Here is a 15,577-nt window from a genome sequence, read left to right on the forward strand (position 1 = left end):
GACGTGCCCAGCCGCGATTAAGCCGCCCGGAGTCATAGACGCATCACGCCCGGTCGAATCGGTCGGCCGGGCACGATGCGGAAGGCGACGATCATGCTGACAGCCCTGAAGACCAGCGTCGCATGGCAGGTCGCGAGCGGATTCATCCTCGGCACCGTCGGTCTGGTGGCGTTGCAGCCGGCGGAGGCGACGCACGCGATGGTGCATCGGATCACTCCGCACACCCACGCCGCGCGCTGAGTGAGCGGCGCGCGTGATGTGCCCTTGCACGACCGGCAAAGCGCCCGTCTTGGCGATCACACTACCCAATCCTATCTGTCTGACATGAGACACGTTTTCGCCGCCGCGCTGGTCGCGGGCACCGCTCTTCTCGCCATCGCCACACCGGGCCTCGCCGGCGCAGAGCGCGCGGTGCCGCTGCCCGCGCCGCGCGCTGACGTCGCGCCCAGCGCGGGTTCGCAGACGGCGGTGTTCGCCGGCGGCTGTTTCTGGGGCATGGAGGCGGTGTTCGAGCAGGTGAAGGGCGTGCGCGCCGTCACCGCTGGCTATGCGGGCGGCACGCGTTCCACGGCCAGCTACGATCAGGTCTCGACCGAACGTACCGGCCATGCAGAAGCCGTACGGGTCGTCTACGATCCGCGCCAGGTCAGCTACGGCACCCTGTTGCGCGTGTATTTCTCCATCGCGCATGATCCGACCCAGCTGAACCGTCAGGGTCCTGATTCAGGCCCCAGCTACCGCTCCGCGATCTTCCCGCAGACGCCGGATCAGGCGCGGGTGGCGCGCGCTTACCTGACGCAACTCGGCACGGCGCACGCCTTTCCGCGCCCGATCGTCACCCGGATCGAGGACGGCGCCTTCTATCCGGCGGAGGCGTATCACCAGAATTTCTACGACCGCAATCCGACGCACCCGTACATCGTCGCCTGGGACAAGCCGAAGGTCGCCGCCTTCCGCGCGGCCTATCCCCAGCTGAGGCGCTGACGCCCCCCGACCCCTGACGTTCAGGCGGCGATCGGAAACCGCAGCATGCGGTTTTCCACCGGGATCATCGCCTGGGCATCCGGTCCGACCGCGCGGCGAATGGCGGGATGATCCGGGTCCATGCCGCCGGTCAGCGCACCAAAGGCCGGCAGCACCAGCTTGCTTTCCGTCGAGACGAAGCATCGCCGCGCCACGGCACGCCCGCGCACGGTGATGCGCAGCTTCGGGTGGAAATGCCCCGACAGTTCGGGGCGAGGATCATCGGGCGCCGCCTCGTGCCGCAGCACCACCCCGTCGACCACCGCCTCCTCCACGACATCGCCGCCGCAGCGATCCAGGATCACGGGATCGTGATTGCCGGTGATCCAGGTCCAGCGCAGCGCACTGGTCAGCGCCCGCAGACGCGCCTGCGCCTCGACCGGCAACCGCTCGCAACCCTTCGCATCGTGGAAACTGTCGCCCAGGCACCACATCTCGCGCGCGCCGGTCGCCTCCACCACCTGCGTCAGTTCGCCCAGCGTCTGGATCGAGTCATAGGGCGGCAGCATCTGTCCCCGGCTGGCGAACCAGCTCGCCTTTTCCAGATGCAAGTCGGCAACCAGCAACGCCGCCCGCGCGGGCCAGAACAGCGCACCGCTGGGCAATGCCATCAGGTCGTGGCCGCCGAACGAAAAGGGAACCATGCCCACCCTCTGCCCGGCCGGCCGATGGTTTTCAAGGGCTTGTGCGGCGCAGCGGATGCATCTTGCTTCGGGCCGAAAAGGGCGTAAAGCGCGCCGTCCTTCGTCGAGGCACCGCATCGGCATGTCATCAACATCTGAAACGCTCATCGATCTGCCCGCAGGCACAGCAGGATCGGCCGCCCATGCGACCGACCGGGATGCCACCGACCTTCCGGCCACCCATCCGGGCAAGGGGCATTCGGTCGCCTGGCTGACCGTCGGCGCGATTGGCGTGGTGTTCGGCGATATCGGCACCAGCCCGCTCTACGCCTTTCGCGAGGCGCTGGGTCAGACCGCTGCCGACGGTGTGGTGGCGAGCGAGATCCTGGGCGTGCTCAGCCTGGCGTTGTGGGCGCTGATCCTGGTGGTGACGGTCAAGTACGTCCTGTTCCTGATGCGCGCCGACAACCGGGGCGAGGGCGGGGTGCTGGCGCTGGCGGCGCTTGCCCGCCGATCGTTGGGTATCCGGTCGCGGGTGGCGCTGGTGCTGGGCGCGACGGGTGCGGCCCTGTTCTACGGCGATGCGATCATCACGCCGTCGCTGTCGGTGCTGTCCGCCATGGAGGGCCTGCGCACCATTCCGGGCGCCGCGGCGACCTTTGACGAGGGCACGGTGCGGGCCCTGACCATCACCATCCTGATCGCGCTGTTCCTGGTGCAGAAACGCGGCACCGCGCATGTCGCCCGGCTGTTCGGCCCGATCTGCATCCTGTGGTTCGTGTCGATCGGCGCGCTGGGCCTGTGGCATATCGCCGATGAGATCTCGATCCTGCGCGTGTTCTGGCCGGGCTATGCGGTCAACTTCCTGGCGGGGCACGGCACGATCGGGCTGTTCGCGCTGGGCGCGGTGTTCCTGACCGTGACGGGCGCGGAGGCGCTGACGGCGGACATGGGCCATTTCGGCGTCCCGCCCATCCGCTGGGGCTGGTTCGTGCTGGTATTCCCCGCTCTCGCGCTCAACTATCTGGGGCAGGGCGCATTCGCGCTCGCGACGCTGGAGGCGAGCCAGCATGGCGGCCCGGCGTTCACCAATCAGGACTGGTTCTTCCTGATGGCGCCCGCCTCTCTCCGCGCACCCCTGATCGTGCTCGCCGGCGCGGCCACGGTGATCGCCAGCCAGGCGGTCATCACCGGCGCCTTCTCGCTGACTCAGCAGGCGGTGCAGCTGGGCCTGTTGCCCCGATTGCGCCTGCGCCAGACCTCGGCCGATTTCGCGGGCCAGATCTACCTGCCGGCGATCAACTGGATGCTGTTGTTCGGGGTGCTGCTGCTGGTCAGCCAGTTCCGGACATCGTCCGACATGGCCGCCGCCTATGGCATTGCGGTGACCGGGACGATGGTCATCACCACCTGCCTTGCCTATCTGGTCGTGCGCCACAGCTGGCATTGGTCGCGCCCCCGCGCGATCGCCACCATCCTGCCCTTCCTGATGCTCGACCTCGTCTTCTTCGGCGCCAACATCCTGCGCGTGATCGAGGGGGGCTGGGTGCCGCTGGTCGTGGCCGGGCTGATCGGCTTCGTGATCTACACCTGGGTGCGCGGGCGCGGCATCGTGCGCGCGTTCGAACAGCGCCAGAGCATTCCGCTCGCCGATCTGGTGTCCGCGCTGGCGAAGCGGCCGCCGGAACGGGTGCCCGGCACCGCCGTTTTCCTGACCGCGAACCCCGATGCCGCACCCGGCGCGCTGCTCCACAACCTGAAGCACAACAAGGTGCTGCATGAGCGCAACCTGATCGTCTCGATCCGCAGCGCCGATCGCCCCTTCGTCCCCACCGCCGACCGGGCAAAGGTCAGCCGCCTGAACGACGATTTCACCACGGTCGTGCTGCGCTATGGGTTCATGGAGTCGCCCGACGTGCCGGGCGATCTGGGCGTCGGCGGCAAGGGCGACCGCAAGGGGCTGGACCCGATGCGGACCAGCTTCTTCATCGGCCGCAACACGCTGAAGCCGGAGGCGAAGGAGGGCATGCCCCCCTGGCAGGACCGGCTGTTCATGTTCCTTCAGCGCAACGCCAGCGACCCGACGGATTTCCTGCGCATCCCACCGGGCAAGGTGCTGGAACTGGGCGAACAGGTCACGGTCTAGCGGCCTGCCCGCCCCGTGCGCCGTTATCCGGCATAGGCCTTCACCAGGTCGAACAGGTAATCGCGTCCGTCGTACAAAGAGTTCACCCGGATGCGTTCGTTCAGGCCGTGGATGCCGCCGCTGTCCTTGTCGATGAACACGCCCGGCGCGCCATAGACCGGGATGCCGATCGCCTCAAGAAAGATGCCATCGGTGGCGCCGGTGGACATCAGCGGCATCAGCTTCAGCCCCGGGAAATGCCGCGCCGCGACCTTTTCCATCGGGCCGATGATCTTCGGGTCCAGCGTCGGCGGCTTGGCCAGCGGGCGCACGGGCTGGTTCGCCGTCACCTTGACCTTGGCACCCGCCAGTTCCTGCAACTTGGCCAAGGTGCCGTCCACCGTCTCGCCGGGGAAGATACGGCAGTTGACGTTGGCCGTCGCCCGTTGCGGCAGCGCGTTTTCCGCATGGCCGGCACTCAACAGCGTGGCGACGCAGGTGGTGCGCAACGTAGAATGCAGCGCCTTGTCGCGGCTGACGATCGCGTCCGCTGCCTTGTCGGTCGGATCGGCCAGCAACCGCCGGATCGCCGCGCCGGTTTCCGGCGGGGTCGATCCGGCGGTCGCGGTGAAGAAGGCGCGTGTCGTGTCGGTGAAGCGCACCGGGAACTCGTACCCCTGCACCGCCTTCACCGCGTCGACCAGTTCGTAGATCGCGTTGTCCGGCACCGGTTGTGAACTGTGGCCGCCGGCGTTCGTCGCGGTGAAGGTGTAGTTCTGCGCCGCCTTTTCTCCGACCTGCACGGCCAGCAACTGCCGCCGGCCGTTCTCGTCCAGCCGCCCGCCGCCGCCTTCGTTCAGCGCGAACTCCGCCGCGATCAGATCCGGCTTGTTCGCGGCCAGCCATTCCGCGCCGTTCCACGCATAGGTCGTTTCCTCGCCACAGGTCAGCGCCAGCTTGATCGTCCGTTTCGGCTTGTATCCGGTCTGCTTGAACCGGATCAAAGTATCGGCCCAGATCGCCGCCTGCGCCTTGTCGTCGACGGTGCCACGGCCGTAATAATAGCCGTTCTCCTCGACTAGCTTGAACGGATCGCGGGTCCAGTCCTCCCGCTTCGCCTCCACCACGTCCAGATGCGCGAGCAGCAGCATCGGGCGTGCGGCGGGATCGCTGCCCTTCAGCACCGCGACCAGCCCGCCCTCTCGCGGATGGTCGGGCACAGAGAACGGCGTCAGGTCCGCATCGGCGAACCCGGCGGCCTTGAGCCGGGTGGCGATCTGCGCCGCAGCCTGGGTGCAGCTGCCGCTCGACAGCGCGGTGTTGGTCTCCACCAGCTCCTTGTACAGGCCGAAGAACGCCCGCTGATCGGGCCGCGCCTGCGCCTGTGCCACGCCCGGCACGCTCAGCGCGGCCACCATCATCGAAATCCAGATCCGCATGCCACCCCGTCCCCTGTTCGCGAATGGGGAGAGTTGCAGCCGCCGGAGCGATTGGCAATCCGACGATGCGTGCCTCGGCGACCGGGATCGTGGGTCCGGGACACGCGACCCCTGCGCGCCCCGCCTCACGCCGCGCACCGAACAGTCGCGAGTCGGTGCGCTGCGACGGGGTTCTGCAATCGCGCGTCATAGATGCTGAGCCGAAGCCGGCGTCAACGCAAAAAGGCGCCCGACGCATACGCCGAACGCCCGCAGCGGCATCATGCAATCGGCCGGGCCGGCGCGCGAACCGCGCCCGACCCTGTCAGATCACTTGATCTTGGCTTCCTTGAACGCGACGTGCTTGCGCGCGATCGGGTCGTACTTGTTGAACGACAGCTTTTCCGTCTTGGTGCGCGGGTTCTTCTTTGTGACATAGAAGAAGCCGGTGTCGGCGGAGCTGACGAGCTTGATCTTGACGGTAGTCGGCTTGGCCATGAGCCCTGTTCCTGAAAGCAAGGAGAGCGGCGGCGTCAGTCGCCACCGCTCGATCGGGTGGCCGCATGGCGGAACCCTGTGGGAAAGTCAACCGCGCCAGTCTTTTGCGGCCACCGCGCGCGCCGGATTAACGTGACTGCAACCTCAGGCAGGCATGGTGCCGTCAAACGAGAGGAGCAGGACGCGTGGTTCATCTCAACGAGGTAAAACAGGAACTTACCGCCAGGATCGCCGCCATCGACGCGCGGTCCCGTATTGCCCGCCCGCAGGAGATCGCACCGGAGGTGGATGCGATCCGGCTGATTGCCCATCGCAACGGGCTGAACCCCGCCGTCACGGTTGCCCATTTCCTCGATTCGGCCCTGTCGCGCGGCGAACGCGGCGCACTGGTCCATGACTGGCTGATCATGCTGGGCGAGGCGGTCCGCTCGGAGCGGCAGGACCTGGCCGCGTGCGACGCTTATGCAGCCGCCTGTTCGGTGCGGCTCGCCGGATAATCAGTGGACGCCCTGATGGCCGCGCTGGTCGCGGCGGCGCTGGCCGGGATCGGCGACGCCCCCGCCCGGCTCGCGGCCATTCTCTCCGATCGGTACCGACGGCCGGGCGCGGTGATCCTGGCCGCGGCCGTCGCACTCGCCGCGGCATCGGCGCTGGCCGTGGTTGCGGGCATGCTGCTCGCACCGATGATGACGCCGGAGGCCAGGTTGTTGATGCTGGCACTCGCGCTCGTCCTGCAGGGCGGCGGCGCGCTGTTCCCGGCCAAGGTGCCGGACCGGCTGGAGCGATGGCGACTGGGTGCGTTCGTCACGTCGGTCCTCGGCCTGTTCATCCTGTTGTTCGGCGACGGCATCCAGTTCGTCGTGGTGGCGCTCGCGGCGCGCGCATCCGTCCCGTGGCTGGCGGCGGTCGGCGCGACGATGGGCTCGCTCGCGGTGATCGCCCCGGCGGCAATGCTGGGCGAAGCGGCCTGGATGCGCCTGCCGCTGAAACCGGGCCGGCTGGCGATCGCCATCCTGTTCCTGGTGACCGGCATCGTGATCGGGGTGCAGGCACTGGCGCTCGCCTGATTCGCTGAGGGTCAGGCGGAGCCTTACGCCATTTTGCTCGTTGCGACGGCGTACCAGTTCAACCGGAGCAGATCATGGCCGACACCGTGCCCAACCTCGACACGCCCACGTCCCTCGCCCGCAACGACGTCCGCTCGGTCGCGGACGCACTCAACGCGTCGCTGGCCGATTCGTACGCGCTGTATCTCAAGACCAAGAACTTCCACTGGCACGTGTCGGGTCCGCATTTCCGCGATTACCACCTGCTGCTCGACGATCAGGCGGCGCAGATCCTGGGCGTGACCGACGCCATTGCGGAGCGTGTGCGCAAGATCGGCAGCACCACGCTGCGCTCCATCGGCGACATCGCGCGGCGCCAGACCATCGCCGACAACGACCGTGAGTTCGTCGGTGCCGGCGACATGCTGTCCGAACTGCGCGACGACAATCTGAAGCTGGTCGACCAGTTCCGCGCGGTGAAAGCTGCGGCGGAGTCGGCTGGCGACAACGCCACCAGCGGCATCGTCGACGAATGGACCGATCAGGCCGAAGAACGCGCCTGGTTCCTGTTCGAGGCCAGCCGCAACGGCTGATCCCGCGCGCCGGCGGATGCGTTCAGCGTTCGCCGGCTACCCCTGCATCGGACTCAGGGCCGTTCAACGTGACCAGCCACATATCGGGCGGCACGTTGAACCGGAACGGCACGCCGCTGGTGCCTAGCCCCGCCGTCACGATCACCGTGCGTGCGCCGTCACGCACCAGCCCGCAACGATACCGGCTGCCCCTGTGGCTCACCTCCGGCGCCAGGACATGGCCCCGGATCATCCCCTGTCCGCAATGCGTATGCCCCGCCAGCAACAGCCTTGCGTCCGGTGGCAGTTGCGGCGCCAGATCGGGAGAGTGGGTCAGCAGCACGAACGGCCTGCCGGTCGCGCGCGTCGCCGCCAGCGTCGGACCGATTTTGGCGTGGTGGCTGTAATCGTCACCGATGCCGCCGATCACGATCGGCCCGCGCACGGTCGCGGCATTGTCCAGCACCGTCACGCCGGCTCGCTTCAACAGCGCCCGAACCTGTTCCGGCCCGGTGGAATGATCGTGGTTGCCCAGCACCGCCACGGTTCCCAAATGCGGGCGCAACGCCTGCAACGCCCCGACCAGTGGCGCGCCCAGCCGGTCCGCGCTGCCCGGCGCGTTGCCGAAGATGAAGTCGCCCGCGATCATCACCAGATCGGGATGGAGCGCGTTCACCTGCTCCACGATGCGGTGCAGGCGGCCGCCATCCATCGCCAGTGTGCCCATATGAATGTCGCTGAGCAGCACCATGCGCACGCGGGCACCCGGCGCCAGCCCCGGCAGCGTGACGTCCGCCCGCCGCACCACCGGATCGGCCCGCGCCTGCCACAACATCGCGCCCGCGAACGCGAGGGCAGCCGCCAGAATGAGCGACAGAATGATCAGGAACTTGGCGGCACGGGTCATGCCGCGCGCCTTAGCCGGAGCGAACCGGCTTGCCCATGTGTTGCACCGGCATGTACGCCTTCGCCGCGCTTCTCGACGCCCTGATCTACACGCGCTCGCGCAATGCGAAGCTGAAGCTGATCGCGGATTACCTGCACGCCACGCCCGATCCGGACCGCGGCTGGGCGATGGCCGCGCTGACCGGCGACCTCGACCTGCCGGCGGTGAAGCCGGCACTGATCCGCGCGCTGATCGAGGCGCGGATCGACCCCATACTGTTCCGGATGAGCCGCGATTATGTCGGCGACACCGCCGAAACCGTGGCGTTGTTGTGGCCCGCGCCCGATCTGCCGGCCGACCCGGAACCGCTCGGCCTGACCGATGCGGTGGAGCGGCTGCGCGCCCTGTCGCGGTCCGATGCGCCCGCCGCGCTGGCGGCGATGCTAGACCGGCTGGATGCGGAGGAGCGCTTCGCCCTGCTCAAGATGGCGACGGGTTCGCTGCGCATCGGCGTGTCCGCGCGGCTGGCGAAGACCGCGCTGGCACAGGCGTTCGCGCTGGATGTGGAGGCGGTAGAGGAGGTGTGGCACGGCATTCACGCGCCCTATCCGACGCTGTTCGCCTGGGCGGCGGGCACGGGCGAGCAACCGACGCCCGACAACGTGCCCGTCTTTCGCCCCTTCATGCTCGCCCACCCGCTGGAGGACCTGCGCGTCGACCTCCAGGAATATGCCGCCGAGTGGAAATGGGACGGCATCCGGGTCCAGATCGTCCATGTCGCCGGCGAAACGCGCCTCTACAGCCGCACCGGCGACGACGTGACCGGCAGCTTCCCCGAAGTGGCAAGCGCCTTTTCCACCCCCGGCGCCGTCGATGGTGAGTTGCTGGTGAAGGGCGCGTTCCAGGGCGGCACGTTGGAGGAGGGCGGCGGCGCGGCCAGCTTCAACGCGCTGCAACAGCGGCTGGGGCGCAAGCAGGTGTCGGCAAAGATGCTGGCCGACTACCCCGCCTTTGTGCGCCTGTACGACATCCTGTTCGACGGCGCGGAGGATCTGCGCGCACTGCCCTGGACCGATCGGCGCGCGCGGCTGGAGGCGTTCATGCCCCGCCTCGACTCCGAACGCTTCGACCTGTCGCAAGTGGTGGAGGCGGAGGACTTCACCGCGTTGGAGGCGATCCGCGCCGGCGCGCGCGATGCCGCGATCGAGGGCATGATGTTGAAGCGGCGCGATTCGCCCTATGTCACCGGCCGCCGCGCCGGCCTGTGGTACAAGTGGAAACGCGATCCGCTGACCGCCGATTGCGTGATGATGTATGCCCAGCGCGGCAACGGTCGACGATCCTCCTGGTATTCGGATTACACCTTCGGCTGCTGGACCGACGACGGTGAGCTGTTGCCGGTGGGCAAGGCGTATCAGGGCATCACCGACGAGGAGTTGAAACAGCTCGACCGCTTCGTCCGCAATCACACGCTGAACAGGTTCGGGCCAGTGCGCGAGGTGGAAAAGACGCTGGTGCTGGAGATCGCGTTCGATTCGATCCACGCATCGTCGCGCCACAAATCCGGCCTGGCCATGCGCTTCCCCCGCATCGCCCGCATCCGCACCGACAAACCCGCGGCGGAGGCCGATCGGATCGACGTGCTGAAACGTCTGGTGACCTGACCCGGCCGCTCAGCCGCCTTCGCGCATGTCGTACAGTCGCTGCGCGGCTGCGACCGCGGGCATGCGGGTTTCCGCCCAATGCATCGTGAAGCGCAAGGCGGTCAACAGTTCGCGGCCGAGCGACGTCGCGCCGTAGGTCACGGTGACGGGCACCGTCGCCTCGACTGTGCGCGTCACCAGCCCGTCGCGTTCCAGCGACCGCAGGGTCTGGGTCAGCATCTTCTGCGACACGCCGCCGATCCGCCGTTTCAGCATGTTGAAGCGCATGTCCCCTTCGCCGAGCAGCAGCAGGATCAGCACGCTCCATTTGTCGCCGATACGATCCAGCAACTGACGAGTCGGACAATCGGCGGCGAACACGTTGCCACGCGGCAGGTCGGTTTCCTTAGGGTGCCCAAGGCAGGGCATGGTGCCTTCTTGCATAGAGGGTCACCATAAGAGACCTAGGAGGTGATTGAAACCGGAGAGCAGGACATGAAGGTTGCTGTATTGGGCGCGAGCGGACGCGCCGGGTCGGAGATCACGCGCGAACTGGCCGCGCTTGGGCACACCGTGCTGGCCGTGGCCCGGCACCCCGGTGCCATTCCCGACGCCCCCGGGGTTCGCGCGGTAGCCGGCGACGCGGCCGACCCGTCCGCCCTGGCCGAACTGATTCGCGGCAACGATGCCGTAATCAGCGCGCTGCACTTCGACATAGCCGCGTCGACTGTGCTCACCGCCTTGCGCGAAGCAGGCGTGGGCCGGTTGCTGGTCACCGGCGGCGCGGCCAGCCTGACGGTATCGGGTCGACCGCTGATCGATGCGCCGGACTTCCCCGCCGAATGGAAGGACTTCGCGATGGGCGGCATCGCCTTTCTGCACGACCTGCGGGGCGTGCGGGACATCGATTGGACCTACTTCTCGCCGGCCGCCGACCTGTTCGAGGGGCCGCGCCTCGGCACGTTCCGGCTCGGCAAGGACGAACTCGTCACCGATGAAGCGGGCGACAGCCGTATCAGCTTCGCCGATTATGCGATCGCCATGGTCGACGAACTCGAAGGGCATCGCCACAGCCGCACGCGCTTCACCGCGGCCTATCGAGCCGCACGGCATGACCCGGCGGCACGCGCGCTCAGCGCGGCCGCTTGGCTCCGCCCAGCGCCGACAGCACGCCGCGCAGCGTCCGCACCTCCTGGCTGGACCAGCCCGGCTTGGTCAGCAGCGTGCGCAGCGTCCGCTTCGTCGCCGGCGTGCGATCGGGCGGGAAGAAGAAACCGGTCGTCTCCAGCAGCGTGTCGAGCTGACCGATCATCCCCTCCAGCTCCTCGTGCGGGGCGGGCGGATCGATGTCGGTCAGCGGCGGGCTGGCCAGATCGCGGCCCTTCGACCATTCATACGCGACCAGGATCACCGCCTGGGCGAGGTTCAGACTGCCAAACTCCGGGTTGATCGGCACGGTCAGGATGGTGCGGGCGAGCGCCACATCGTCCGTTTCCAGGCCGGAGCGTTCCGGCCCGAACAGGATCGCGCTCCGCTCCGGTCCGGCATGGATGGCACGAGCGGCCGCCTCCGGCGTCATCACCGGCTTGGTCACGCCCCGTTTGCGCACCGTGGTGGCATAGACATGCGCGCAGTCGGCCACCGCGTCCGCCACGCTGTCGAACACACGCGCCTGTTCCAGCACCACGTCGGCACCGGACGCCGCCGGTCCTGCCTGTGGGTTCGGCCAGCCGTCACGCGGGGTGACCAGACGCATCTCGGTCAGCCCGAAATTCAGCATGGCCCGCGCCGCCTTGCCGATATTCTCGCCCAGTTGCGGCCGGACCAGCACGACCACGGGGTTGGGGACGATAACGGGGTTGAGCACCGTCATTCGCGCCCCGCCTCCCCGACCTGACCCGCGAACGCCTCGAAATCGCGCGCCTCGCTGAAATCGCGGTACACGCTGGCGAATCGGATATAGGCGACCGGATCCAGCGCCTTGAGCCCGTCCATCACCAACTCGCCGATCCGCTTCGACGACACGTCCGCCTCGCCGCTGGTTTCCAGCTGGCGCTGGATGCCCGACACCAGTTTTTCGATGCGCACCGGATCGATCGGCCGCTTGCGCGTGGCGATCGCGATGGATCGGACCAGCTTCTCGCGCTCGAACGGCTCGCGGCGCAATTGCCCCTCGGTGCCCGTGGACTTCACCACCGTCAGTTCGCGCAACTGGATGCGCTCGAACGTGGTGAAGCGCGCCGCACATCCCTCACACTGGCGCCGCCGCCGGATCGCCGCCCCGTCTTCGGTGGGGCGGCTGTCCTTTACCTGGCTGTCCTCATGACCGCAGAACGGACAGCGCATCAGGCCTGCTTCTTCGCGCGCAGATAGCCGAAACCGCCACCCAGCGCCGCGCCCAGTACCGGCCAGGGCACGACCACGCCCAGCGCCAGACCGATCGCGGCCCAGGCGGCGACGCTCTTCGCGACCGCGCCCGCCGACCCGGCGGACACCGCCGCCGGGCCCGCCGGCATGGCGCGGGATGTGGTCACGCGGCCAGACGGCATCAGATCTTGTCGCGCCTCGCATAGGCGACGCCCGCGCCGACCAGCGCGCCCAGCACCGGGCCGACGAACGGAACGGGGATCGCGATCACTGCGCCGATCGCGCCGTACTTGGCCATCTTCTTACCCAGGCCCGGCGTGTTCTTGACGGTGTCCTGCACCTCTTCGACCTTCGACATGTGCTTATCCTTGATAGATGGGGAAGCGTGCGCACAGCGCGCGCACACGGGTCCGAACGCCCGCCTCGACCTCCGGGTCCCCATGCTCGCCCTTCTTCGCCAGACCGTCCAGCACGTCGGCGACCATGTTGCCGATCTCGCGGAACTCCGCCGGGCCGAAGCCGCGCGTAGTGCCGGCGGGCGATCCGACGCGGATGCCGCTGGTCTTGACCGGGGGCAGCGGGTCGTTGGGGATGCCGTTCTTGTTGCAGGTGATGCCCGCCCGTTCCAGCGCCTCGTCCGCGTCGCGGCCCGTGACGCCCAGCGGAGTCAGGTCGATCAGCGCCAGGTGCGTGTCGGTGCCGCCCGACACCACGTCGCTGCCACGCTCCTTCAACGTGGCGGCCAGCACCTTCGCATTCTCCACCACCGCGGCGATGTATGTCTTGAAGTCGGGGCGCAGCGCCTCGCCGAACGCCACCGCCTTGGCGGCGATGACGTGCATCAGCGGACCGCCCTGCAGCCCGGGGAACACGGCCGAGTTGATCTTCTTCGCGATCGCCTCGTCGTCGCTCAGGATCATGCCGCCGCGCGGGCCACGCAGCGTCTTGTGCGTGGTGGTGGTGACGACATGCGCGTGGCCGAACGGGGTCGGGTGCAGCCCCGCCGCGACGATGCCGGCGAAATGCGCCATGTCGACCATGAAGTGCGCGCCGACCTGGTCCGCGATGGCGCGGAAGCGGGCGAAATCGATGTGGCGCGGATAGGCGGAACCGCCCGCGATGATGACACGCGGTTTGTGCTCGATGGCAAGCGCCTCGACCTGGTCGTAATCGATCAGGTGCGTGTCGGGGGTGACGCCGTACTGCACCGCGTTGAACCACTTGCCGCTCATCGCCGCCCGCGCGCCATGGGTCAGGTGACCGCCCGCATCCAGGCTCATGCCCAGGATCGTGTCGCCGGGCTTCGCCAGCGCCAGCATCACCGCGCCGTTCGCCTGCGCGCCCGAATGCGGCTGGACGTTGACATAGCCACAGCCGAACAGCTGCTTCGCCCGGTCGATCGCCAGGCTCTCCACCTCGTCCGACGGTGCGCAGCCCTGGTAATAGCGCTTGCCCGGATACCCTTCCGCATACTTGTTGGTGAAGACCGATCCCTGCGCCTGCAACACCGCGCGCGACACGATGTTCTCGCTGGCGATCAGCTCGATCTGCGTCTGCTCGCGCTCCAGCTCATGTTCGACGCCCGCGAACACGGCGGGATCGGCATCGGCCAGATCGCGCGTGAAGAAGCCGTCGGGCTGGACATCTTGGCTCTGGGCAGGCTGGGTGCTCATGCGGAAACCTTTTGAAGCTTGTCGACACGGGACTGGTGACGACCGCCCTCGAACGAGGCGGACAGGAAAGCGGAAATGCAGGCGCGCGCCATCTCCTCGCCGATCAGGCGGGCGCCCAGCGCGATGGCGTTGGCGTCGTTGTGCTGCCGCGCCAGGGCGGCCGACACCGGCTCCGCCACCAGCGCGCAGCGGCAGGCCGGATGACGGTTCGCGGCGATCGAGATGCCGATGCCCGACCCACACAAGGCGATCCCCCGCTCCGCCCGGCCATCCGCCAGCGCCTGTGCCACGGCGAAGCCAAAATCGGGGTAGTCGACGCGTGCGTCGCCATGCGTCCCGAGGTCCAGCACGTCATGTCCATCCGCCCGCAACCAGGCGGCGAGCGCGTCCTTCATGGCAACGGCGGCGTGGTCGGCGGCAAGGGCGATGCGCATCGGCGCGGAAACGCTCCGGTTGGCTGGGCTGGGGAATGCCGGCCCATTACAATGCCGCGACGCACATGACCACACCCGATCGGTATTCGGATTGCCATCCCGGCGATTGTCACCGTCACGCAGGTGCAACGGTTGGATCGGATTGATCCAGGTCACGTTCTTGGGGCCATGATCGACCATGTCCACCGCCAGAATTCACGCGAAACCGGTCGGGTGTGTGCCGTCGCTCGCGGACTTGGCATTGCCGGATTGTTGCCGCAGATCGCGGCCGTGTGGCTGGCTGTCCGCGATCCGGGCGTCGGGGTCGGCGAGTTCCTGGCGTTCCTCTATGCCAGCGTGATCGTCAGCTTTCTGGGCGGCATCTGGTGGGGATTCGCGATGTTGCGCGCGGGCCGGTCTCAGGCGCGTCTGGCGACGGTCGCGATCCTGCCCTCGCTTGCCGTGGTCGCGATCGGGCTTGGCGGTTTCCTGTTCGATCAGCCTGACGTCGCGCTGATCGTGCTCGGCGTCACCGTGATGCTGACCCTGGTGGTGGACTACCACCTGTTCCGCATCGGCGAAGCGCCAGCCGGATGGATGGCGCTGCGCGTTCCGTTATCCATCGGGCTGGGAGCGCTGACGATCGTCGCCGGGCTGCTCTAGGCGGCCTTTTTCAGTTCCAGCCGGCTCCAGATTTCCGCCAGCGCTTGTGTCAGTTCGACCATCATGGCCTCGTCATGGGCGGGGCCGGGTGTGAAGCGCAGGCGCTCGGTGCCGCGCGGCACGGTCGGATAGTTGATCGGCTGCACGTACACGCCGTATTCGGCGAGCAGGATGTCGCTGATCTTCTTGGCCTTGACCGGGTCGCCGACCATCAGCGGCACGATGTGCGTGGCGGTGTCCATCACCGGCAGGCCGGCGTCGGCGAACATCGCCTTCAGCCGGGCCGCCGCCGCCTGCTGCCCATCGCGCTCGGCGCTGGAGCCCTTCAGGTGCCGCACGCTCGCCAGCACGCCCGCGACCAGCACCGGCGACAGCCAAGTCGTGAAGATGAAGCCCGGCGCATAGGAGCGGATCACGTCGATCACCTGCCGGTCCGCCGCGATATAGCCGCCCATCACCCCGAACGCCTTGCCCAGCGTCCCCTCGATGATCGTCAGCCGGTCGGCCACGCCGTCGCGTTCGGAGATGCCGCCGCCGCGCGGGCCGTACATGCCCACCGCATGCACCTCGTCCAGATAGGTCAGCGCGTTGTACCGGTCCGCCAGGTCGCAGATCGCCGCGATCGGC

Annotated in this window: 20 protein-coding genes and 1 pseudogene; 9 read left to right on the plus strand and 12 right to left on the minus strand. The window is 68.1% G+C overall.

Annotated features, from left to right (window positions below; translation table 11 throughout):
• Positions 1–93 precede the first annotated feature (93 nt).
• Entirely contained in the window at positions 94–240 is a 147-nt protein-coding gene (locus tag BMX37_RS18920; RefSeq protein WP_170842045.1) for a hypothetical protein, read from the plus strand.
• Between the two features lie 84 nt (positions 241–324).
• A complete protein-coding gene (gene msrA / locus BMX37_RS16895) occupies positions 325–984 on the plus strand; it encodes a peptide-methionine (S)-S-oxide reductase MsrA (RefSeq protein WP_093666951.1) in 660 nt (219 codons plus the stop codon).
• Positions 985–1,004: 20 nt separating this feature from the next.
• Here msrA and pdeM read toward each other — a convergent pair whose 3' ends face one another.
• Positions 1,005–1,667 carry a ligase-associated DNA damage response endonuclease PdeM gene (pdeM, locus tag BMX37_RS16900; RefSeq protein WP_093666952.1) on the minus strand — a complete coding sequence of 221 codons (663 nt, stop codon included), beginning with the start codon at positions 1,665–1,667 and terminating at the stop codon, positions 1,005–1,007.
• 121 nt (positions 1,668–1,788) lie between these two features.
• Here pdeM and BMX37_RS16905 point away from each other — a divergent pair, with 121 nt between their 5' ends.
• Positions 1,789–3,792: a potassium transporter Kup gene (locus BMX37_RS16905; RefSeq protein WP_093666953.1), complete on the plus strand. Its 2,004-nt coding sequence runs from the start codon at positions 1,789–1,791 to the stop codon at positions 3,790–3,792.
• 23 nt (positions 3,793–3,815) lie between these two features.
• Here the strand turns inward: BMX37_RS16905 and BMX37_RS16910 are convergent, their stop codons facing one another.
• Both BMX37_RS16910 and rpmG read right to left on the minus strand, forming a co-directional pair.
• A complete protein-coding gene (locus BMX37_RS16910; RefSeq protein ID WP_093666954.1) occupies positions 3,816–5,210 on the minus strand; it encodes a M20/M25/M40 family metallo-hydrolase in 1,395 nt (464 codons plus the stop codon).
• 309 nt (positions 5,211–5,519) lie between these two features.
• Entirely contained in the window at positions 5,520–5,687 is a 168-nt protein-coding gene (rpmG, locus tag BMX37_RS16915; RefSeq protein ID WP_093666955.1) for a 50S ribosomal protein L33, read from the minus strand.
• A 185-nt stretch (positions 5,688–5,872) separates the two neighbouring features.
• Here rpmG and BMX37_RS16920 point away from each other — a divergent pair, with 185 nt between their 5' ends.
• The 3 genes from BMX37_RS16920 to BMX37_RS16930 all read left to right on the plus strand — a co-directional run bounded on the left by BMX37_RS16920 (position 5,873) and on the right by BMX37_RS16930 (position 7,326).
• Entirely contained in the window at positions 5,873–6,184 is a 312-nt protein-coding gene (locus BMX37_RS16920; RefSeq protein ID WP_093666956.1) for a hypothetical protein, read from the plus strand.
• Positions 6,185–6,187: 3 nt separating this feature from the next.
• Positions 6,188–6,754, plus strand: coding sequence for a TMEM165/GDT1 family protein (locus BMX37_RS16925; protein ID WP_093666957.1), 567 nt, complete (start codon positions 6,188–6,190; stop codon positions 6,752–6,754).
• 74 nt (positions 6,755–6,828) lie between these two features.
• Positions 6,829–7,326 carry a Dps family protein gene (locus BMX37_RS16930; protein WP_093666958.1) on the plus strand — a complete coding sequence of 166 codons (498 nt, stop codon included), beginning with the start codon at positions 6,829–6,831 and terminating at the stop codon, positions 7,324–7,326.
• 22 nt (positions 7,327–7,348) lie between these two features.
• Here the strand turns inward: BMX37_RS16930 and BMX37_RS16935 are convergent, their stop codons facing one another.
• A complete protein-coding gene (locus BMX37_RS16935) occupies positions 7,349–8,212 on the minus strand; it encodes a metallophosphoesterase (RefSeq protein ID WP_093666959.1) in 864 nt (287 codons plus the stop codon).
• 50 nt (positions 8,213–8,262) lie between these two features.
• On the opposite strand from BMX37_RS16935, the gene BMX37_RS16940 reads away from it, so the two are divergent.
• Positions 8,263–9,855 carry a cisplatin damage response ATP-dependent DNA ligase gene (locus BMX37_RS16940; protein WP_093666960.1) on the plus strand — a complete coding sequence of 531 codons (1,593 nt, stop codon included), beginning with the start codon at positions 8,263–8,265 and terminating at the stop codon, positions 9,853–9,855.
• 9 nt (positions 9,856–9,864) lie between these two features.
• Here BMX37_RS16940 and BMX37_RS16945 read toward each other — a convergent pair whose 3' ends face one another.
• A complete protein-coding gene (locus BMX37_RS16945) occupies positions 9,865–10,263 on the minus strand; it encodes a winged helix-turn-helix transcriptional regulator (RefSeq protein ID WP_244501658.1) in 399 nt (132 codons plus the stop codon).
• A gap of 66 nt (positions 10,264–10,329) precedes the next feature.
• Here BMX37_RS16945 and BMX37_RS16950 point away from each other — a divergent pair.
• Positions 10,330–10,827, plus strand: a pseudogene (locus BMX37_RS16950) (NAD(P)-dependent oxidoreductase); the annotation flags it as partial.
• A 139-nt stretch (positions 10,828–10,966) separates the two neighbouring features.
• Here the strand turns inward: BMX37_RS16950 and BMX37_RS16955 are convergent.
• From BMX37_RS16955 to rpiB, 6 genes are read right to left on the minus strand one after another with little or no spacing between them, the layout of a single operon-like run.
• The gene (locus BMX37_RS16955) at positions 10,967–11,707 is read right to left on the minus strand and encodes an RNA methyltransferase (RefSeq protein WP_093666962.1); all 741 of its coding nucleotides are present in this window, start codon (positions 11,705–11,707) and stop codon (positions 10,967–10,969) included.
• Entirely contained in the window at positions 11,704–12,180 is a 477-nt protein-coding gene (nrdR, locus tag BMX37_RS16960) for a transcriptional regulator NrdR (RefSeq protein WP_093666963.1), read from the minus strand. Before nrdR ends, BMX37_RS16955 begins: the two co-directional genes overlap by 4 nt.
• Complete coding sequence (locus BMX37_RS16965) at positions 12,180–12,368, minus strand: hypothetical protein (protein ID WP_139198137.1); 189 nt, start codon at positions 12,366–12,368, stop codon at positions 12,180–12,182. The genes nrdR and BMX37_RS16965 overlap by 1 nt, the downstream gene beginning before the upstream one ends.
• A 14-nt stretch (positions 12,369–12,382) precedes the next feature.
• A complete protein-coding gene (locus BMX37_RS18925; protein WP_170842047.1) occupies positions 12,383–12,559 on the minus strand; it encodes a hypothetical protein in 177 nt (58 codons plus the stop codon).
• Between the two features lie 4 nt (positions 12,560–12,563).
• Positions 12,564–13,874: a serine hydroxymethyltransferase gene (glyA, locus tag BMX37_RS16970; protein WP_093666965.1), complete on the minus strand. Its 1,311-nt coding sequence runs from the start codon at positions 13,872–13,874 to the stop codon at positions 12,564–12,566.
• Positions 13,871–14,308 (minus strand): ribose 5-phosphate isomerase B, encoded by a 438-nt coding sequence (rpiB, locus tag BMX37_RS16975; RefSeq protein ID WP_093666982.1) that lies wholly within the window; start codon positions 14,306–14,308, stop codon positions 13,871–13,873. The genes glyA and rpiB overlap by 4 nt, the downstream gene beginning before the upstream one ends.
• A 168-nt stretch (positions 14,309–14,476) precedes the next feature.
• Here rpiB and BMX37_RS16980 point away from each other — a divergent pair, with 168 nt between their 5' ends.
• Positions 14,477–14,950, plus strand: coding sequence for a DUF3429 domain-containing protein (locus BMX37_RS16980; protein WP_093666966.1), 474 nt, complete (start codon positions 14,477–14,479; stop codon positions 14,948–14,950).
• On the opposite strand, the gene BMX37_RS16985 is transcribed toward BMX37_RS16980, so the two are convergent.
• On the minus strand, positions 14,947–15,577 hold a 631-nt coding region (locus BMX37_RS16985), incomplete at its 5' end, for an aminotransferase class I/II-fold pyridoxal phosphate-dependent enzyme (protein WP_139198138.1). The genes BMX37_RS16980 and BMX37_RS16985 overlap by 4 nt on opposite strands.

It is taken from the genome of Sphingomonas gellani (genome assembly GCF_900110035.1).
Lineage (GTDB): Bacteria > Pseudomonadota > Alphaproteobacteria > Sphingomonadales > Sphingomonadaceae > Sphingomonas > Sphingomonas gellani.

What these genes read in the sequence shown, in the direction of transcription:
- BMX37_RS18920 (WP_170842045.1), top strand. Translation starts at nt 94, where the DNA reads ATGCTGACAGCCCTGAAGACCAGCGTCGCATGGCAGGTCGCGAGCGGA.
- msrA (WP_093666951.1), top strand. Translation starts at nt 325, where the DNA reads ATGAGACACGTTTTCGCCGCCGCGCTGGTCGCGGGCACCGCTCTTCTC.
- pdeM (WP_093666952.1), bottom strand. Translation starts at nt 1,667, where the DNA reads ATGGTTCCCTTTTCGTTCGGCGGCCACGACCTGATGGCATTGCCCAGC.
- BMX37_RS16905 (WP_093666953.1), top strand. Translation starts at nt 1,789, where the DNA reads ATGTCATCAACATCTGAAACGCTCATCGATCTGCCCGCAGGCACAGCA.
- BMX37_RS16910 (WP_093666954.1), bottom strand. Translation starts at nt 5,210, where the DNA reads ATGCGGATCTGGATTTCGATGATGGTGGCCGCGCTGAGCGTGCCGGGC.
- rpmG (WP_093666955.1), bottom strand. Translation starts at nt 5,687, where the DNA reads ATGGCCAAGCCGACTACCGTCAAGATCAAGCTCGTCAGCTCCGCCGAC.
- BMX37_RS16930 (WP_093666958.1), top strand. Translation starts at nt 6,829, where the DNA reads ATGGCCGACACCGTGCCCAACCTCGACACGCCCACGTCCCTCGCCCGC.
- BMX37_RS16935 (WP_093666959.1), bottom strand. Translation starts at nt 8,212, where the DNA reads ATGACCCGTGCCGCCAAGTTCCTGATCATTCTGTCGCTCATTCTGGCG.
- BMX37_RS16940 (WP_093666960.1), top strand. Translation starts at nt 8,263, where the DNA reads ATGTACGCCTTCGCCGCGCTTCTCGACGCCCTGATCTACACGCGCTCG.
- BMX37_RS16945 (WP_244501658.1), bottom strand. Translation starts at nt 10,263, where the DNA reads ATGCCCTGCCTTGGGCACCCTAAGGAAACCGACCTGCCGCGTGGCAAC.
- BMX37_RS16955 (WP_093666962.1), bottom strand. Translation starts at nt 11,707, where the DNA reads ATGACGGTGCTCAACCCCGTTATCGTCCCCAACCCCGTGGTCGTGCTG.
- nrdR (WP_093666963.1), bottom strand. Translation starts at nt 12,180, where the DNA reads ATGCGCTGTCCGTTCTGCGGTCATGAGGACAGCCAGGTAAAGGACAGC.
- BMX37_RS18925 (WP_170842047.1), bottom strand. Translation starts at nt 12,559, where the DNA reads ATGTCGAAGGTCGAAGAGGTGCAGGACACCGTCAAGAACACGCCGGGC.
- glyA (WP_093666965.1), bottom strand. Translation starts at nt 13,874, where the DNA reads ATGAGCACCCAGCCTGCCCAGAGCCAAGATGTCCAGCCCGACGGCTTC.
- rpiB (WP_093666982.1), bottom strand. Translation starts at nt 14,308, where the DNA reads ATGCGCATCGCCCTTGCCGCCGACCACGCCGCCGTTGCCATGAAGGAC.
- BMX37_RS16980 (WP_093666966.1), top strand. Translation starts at nt 14,477, where the DNA reads ATGATCGACCATGTCCACCGCCAGAATTCACGCGAAACCGGTCGGGTG.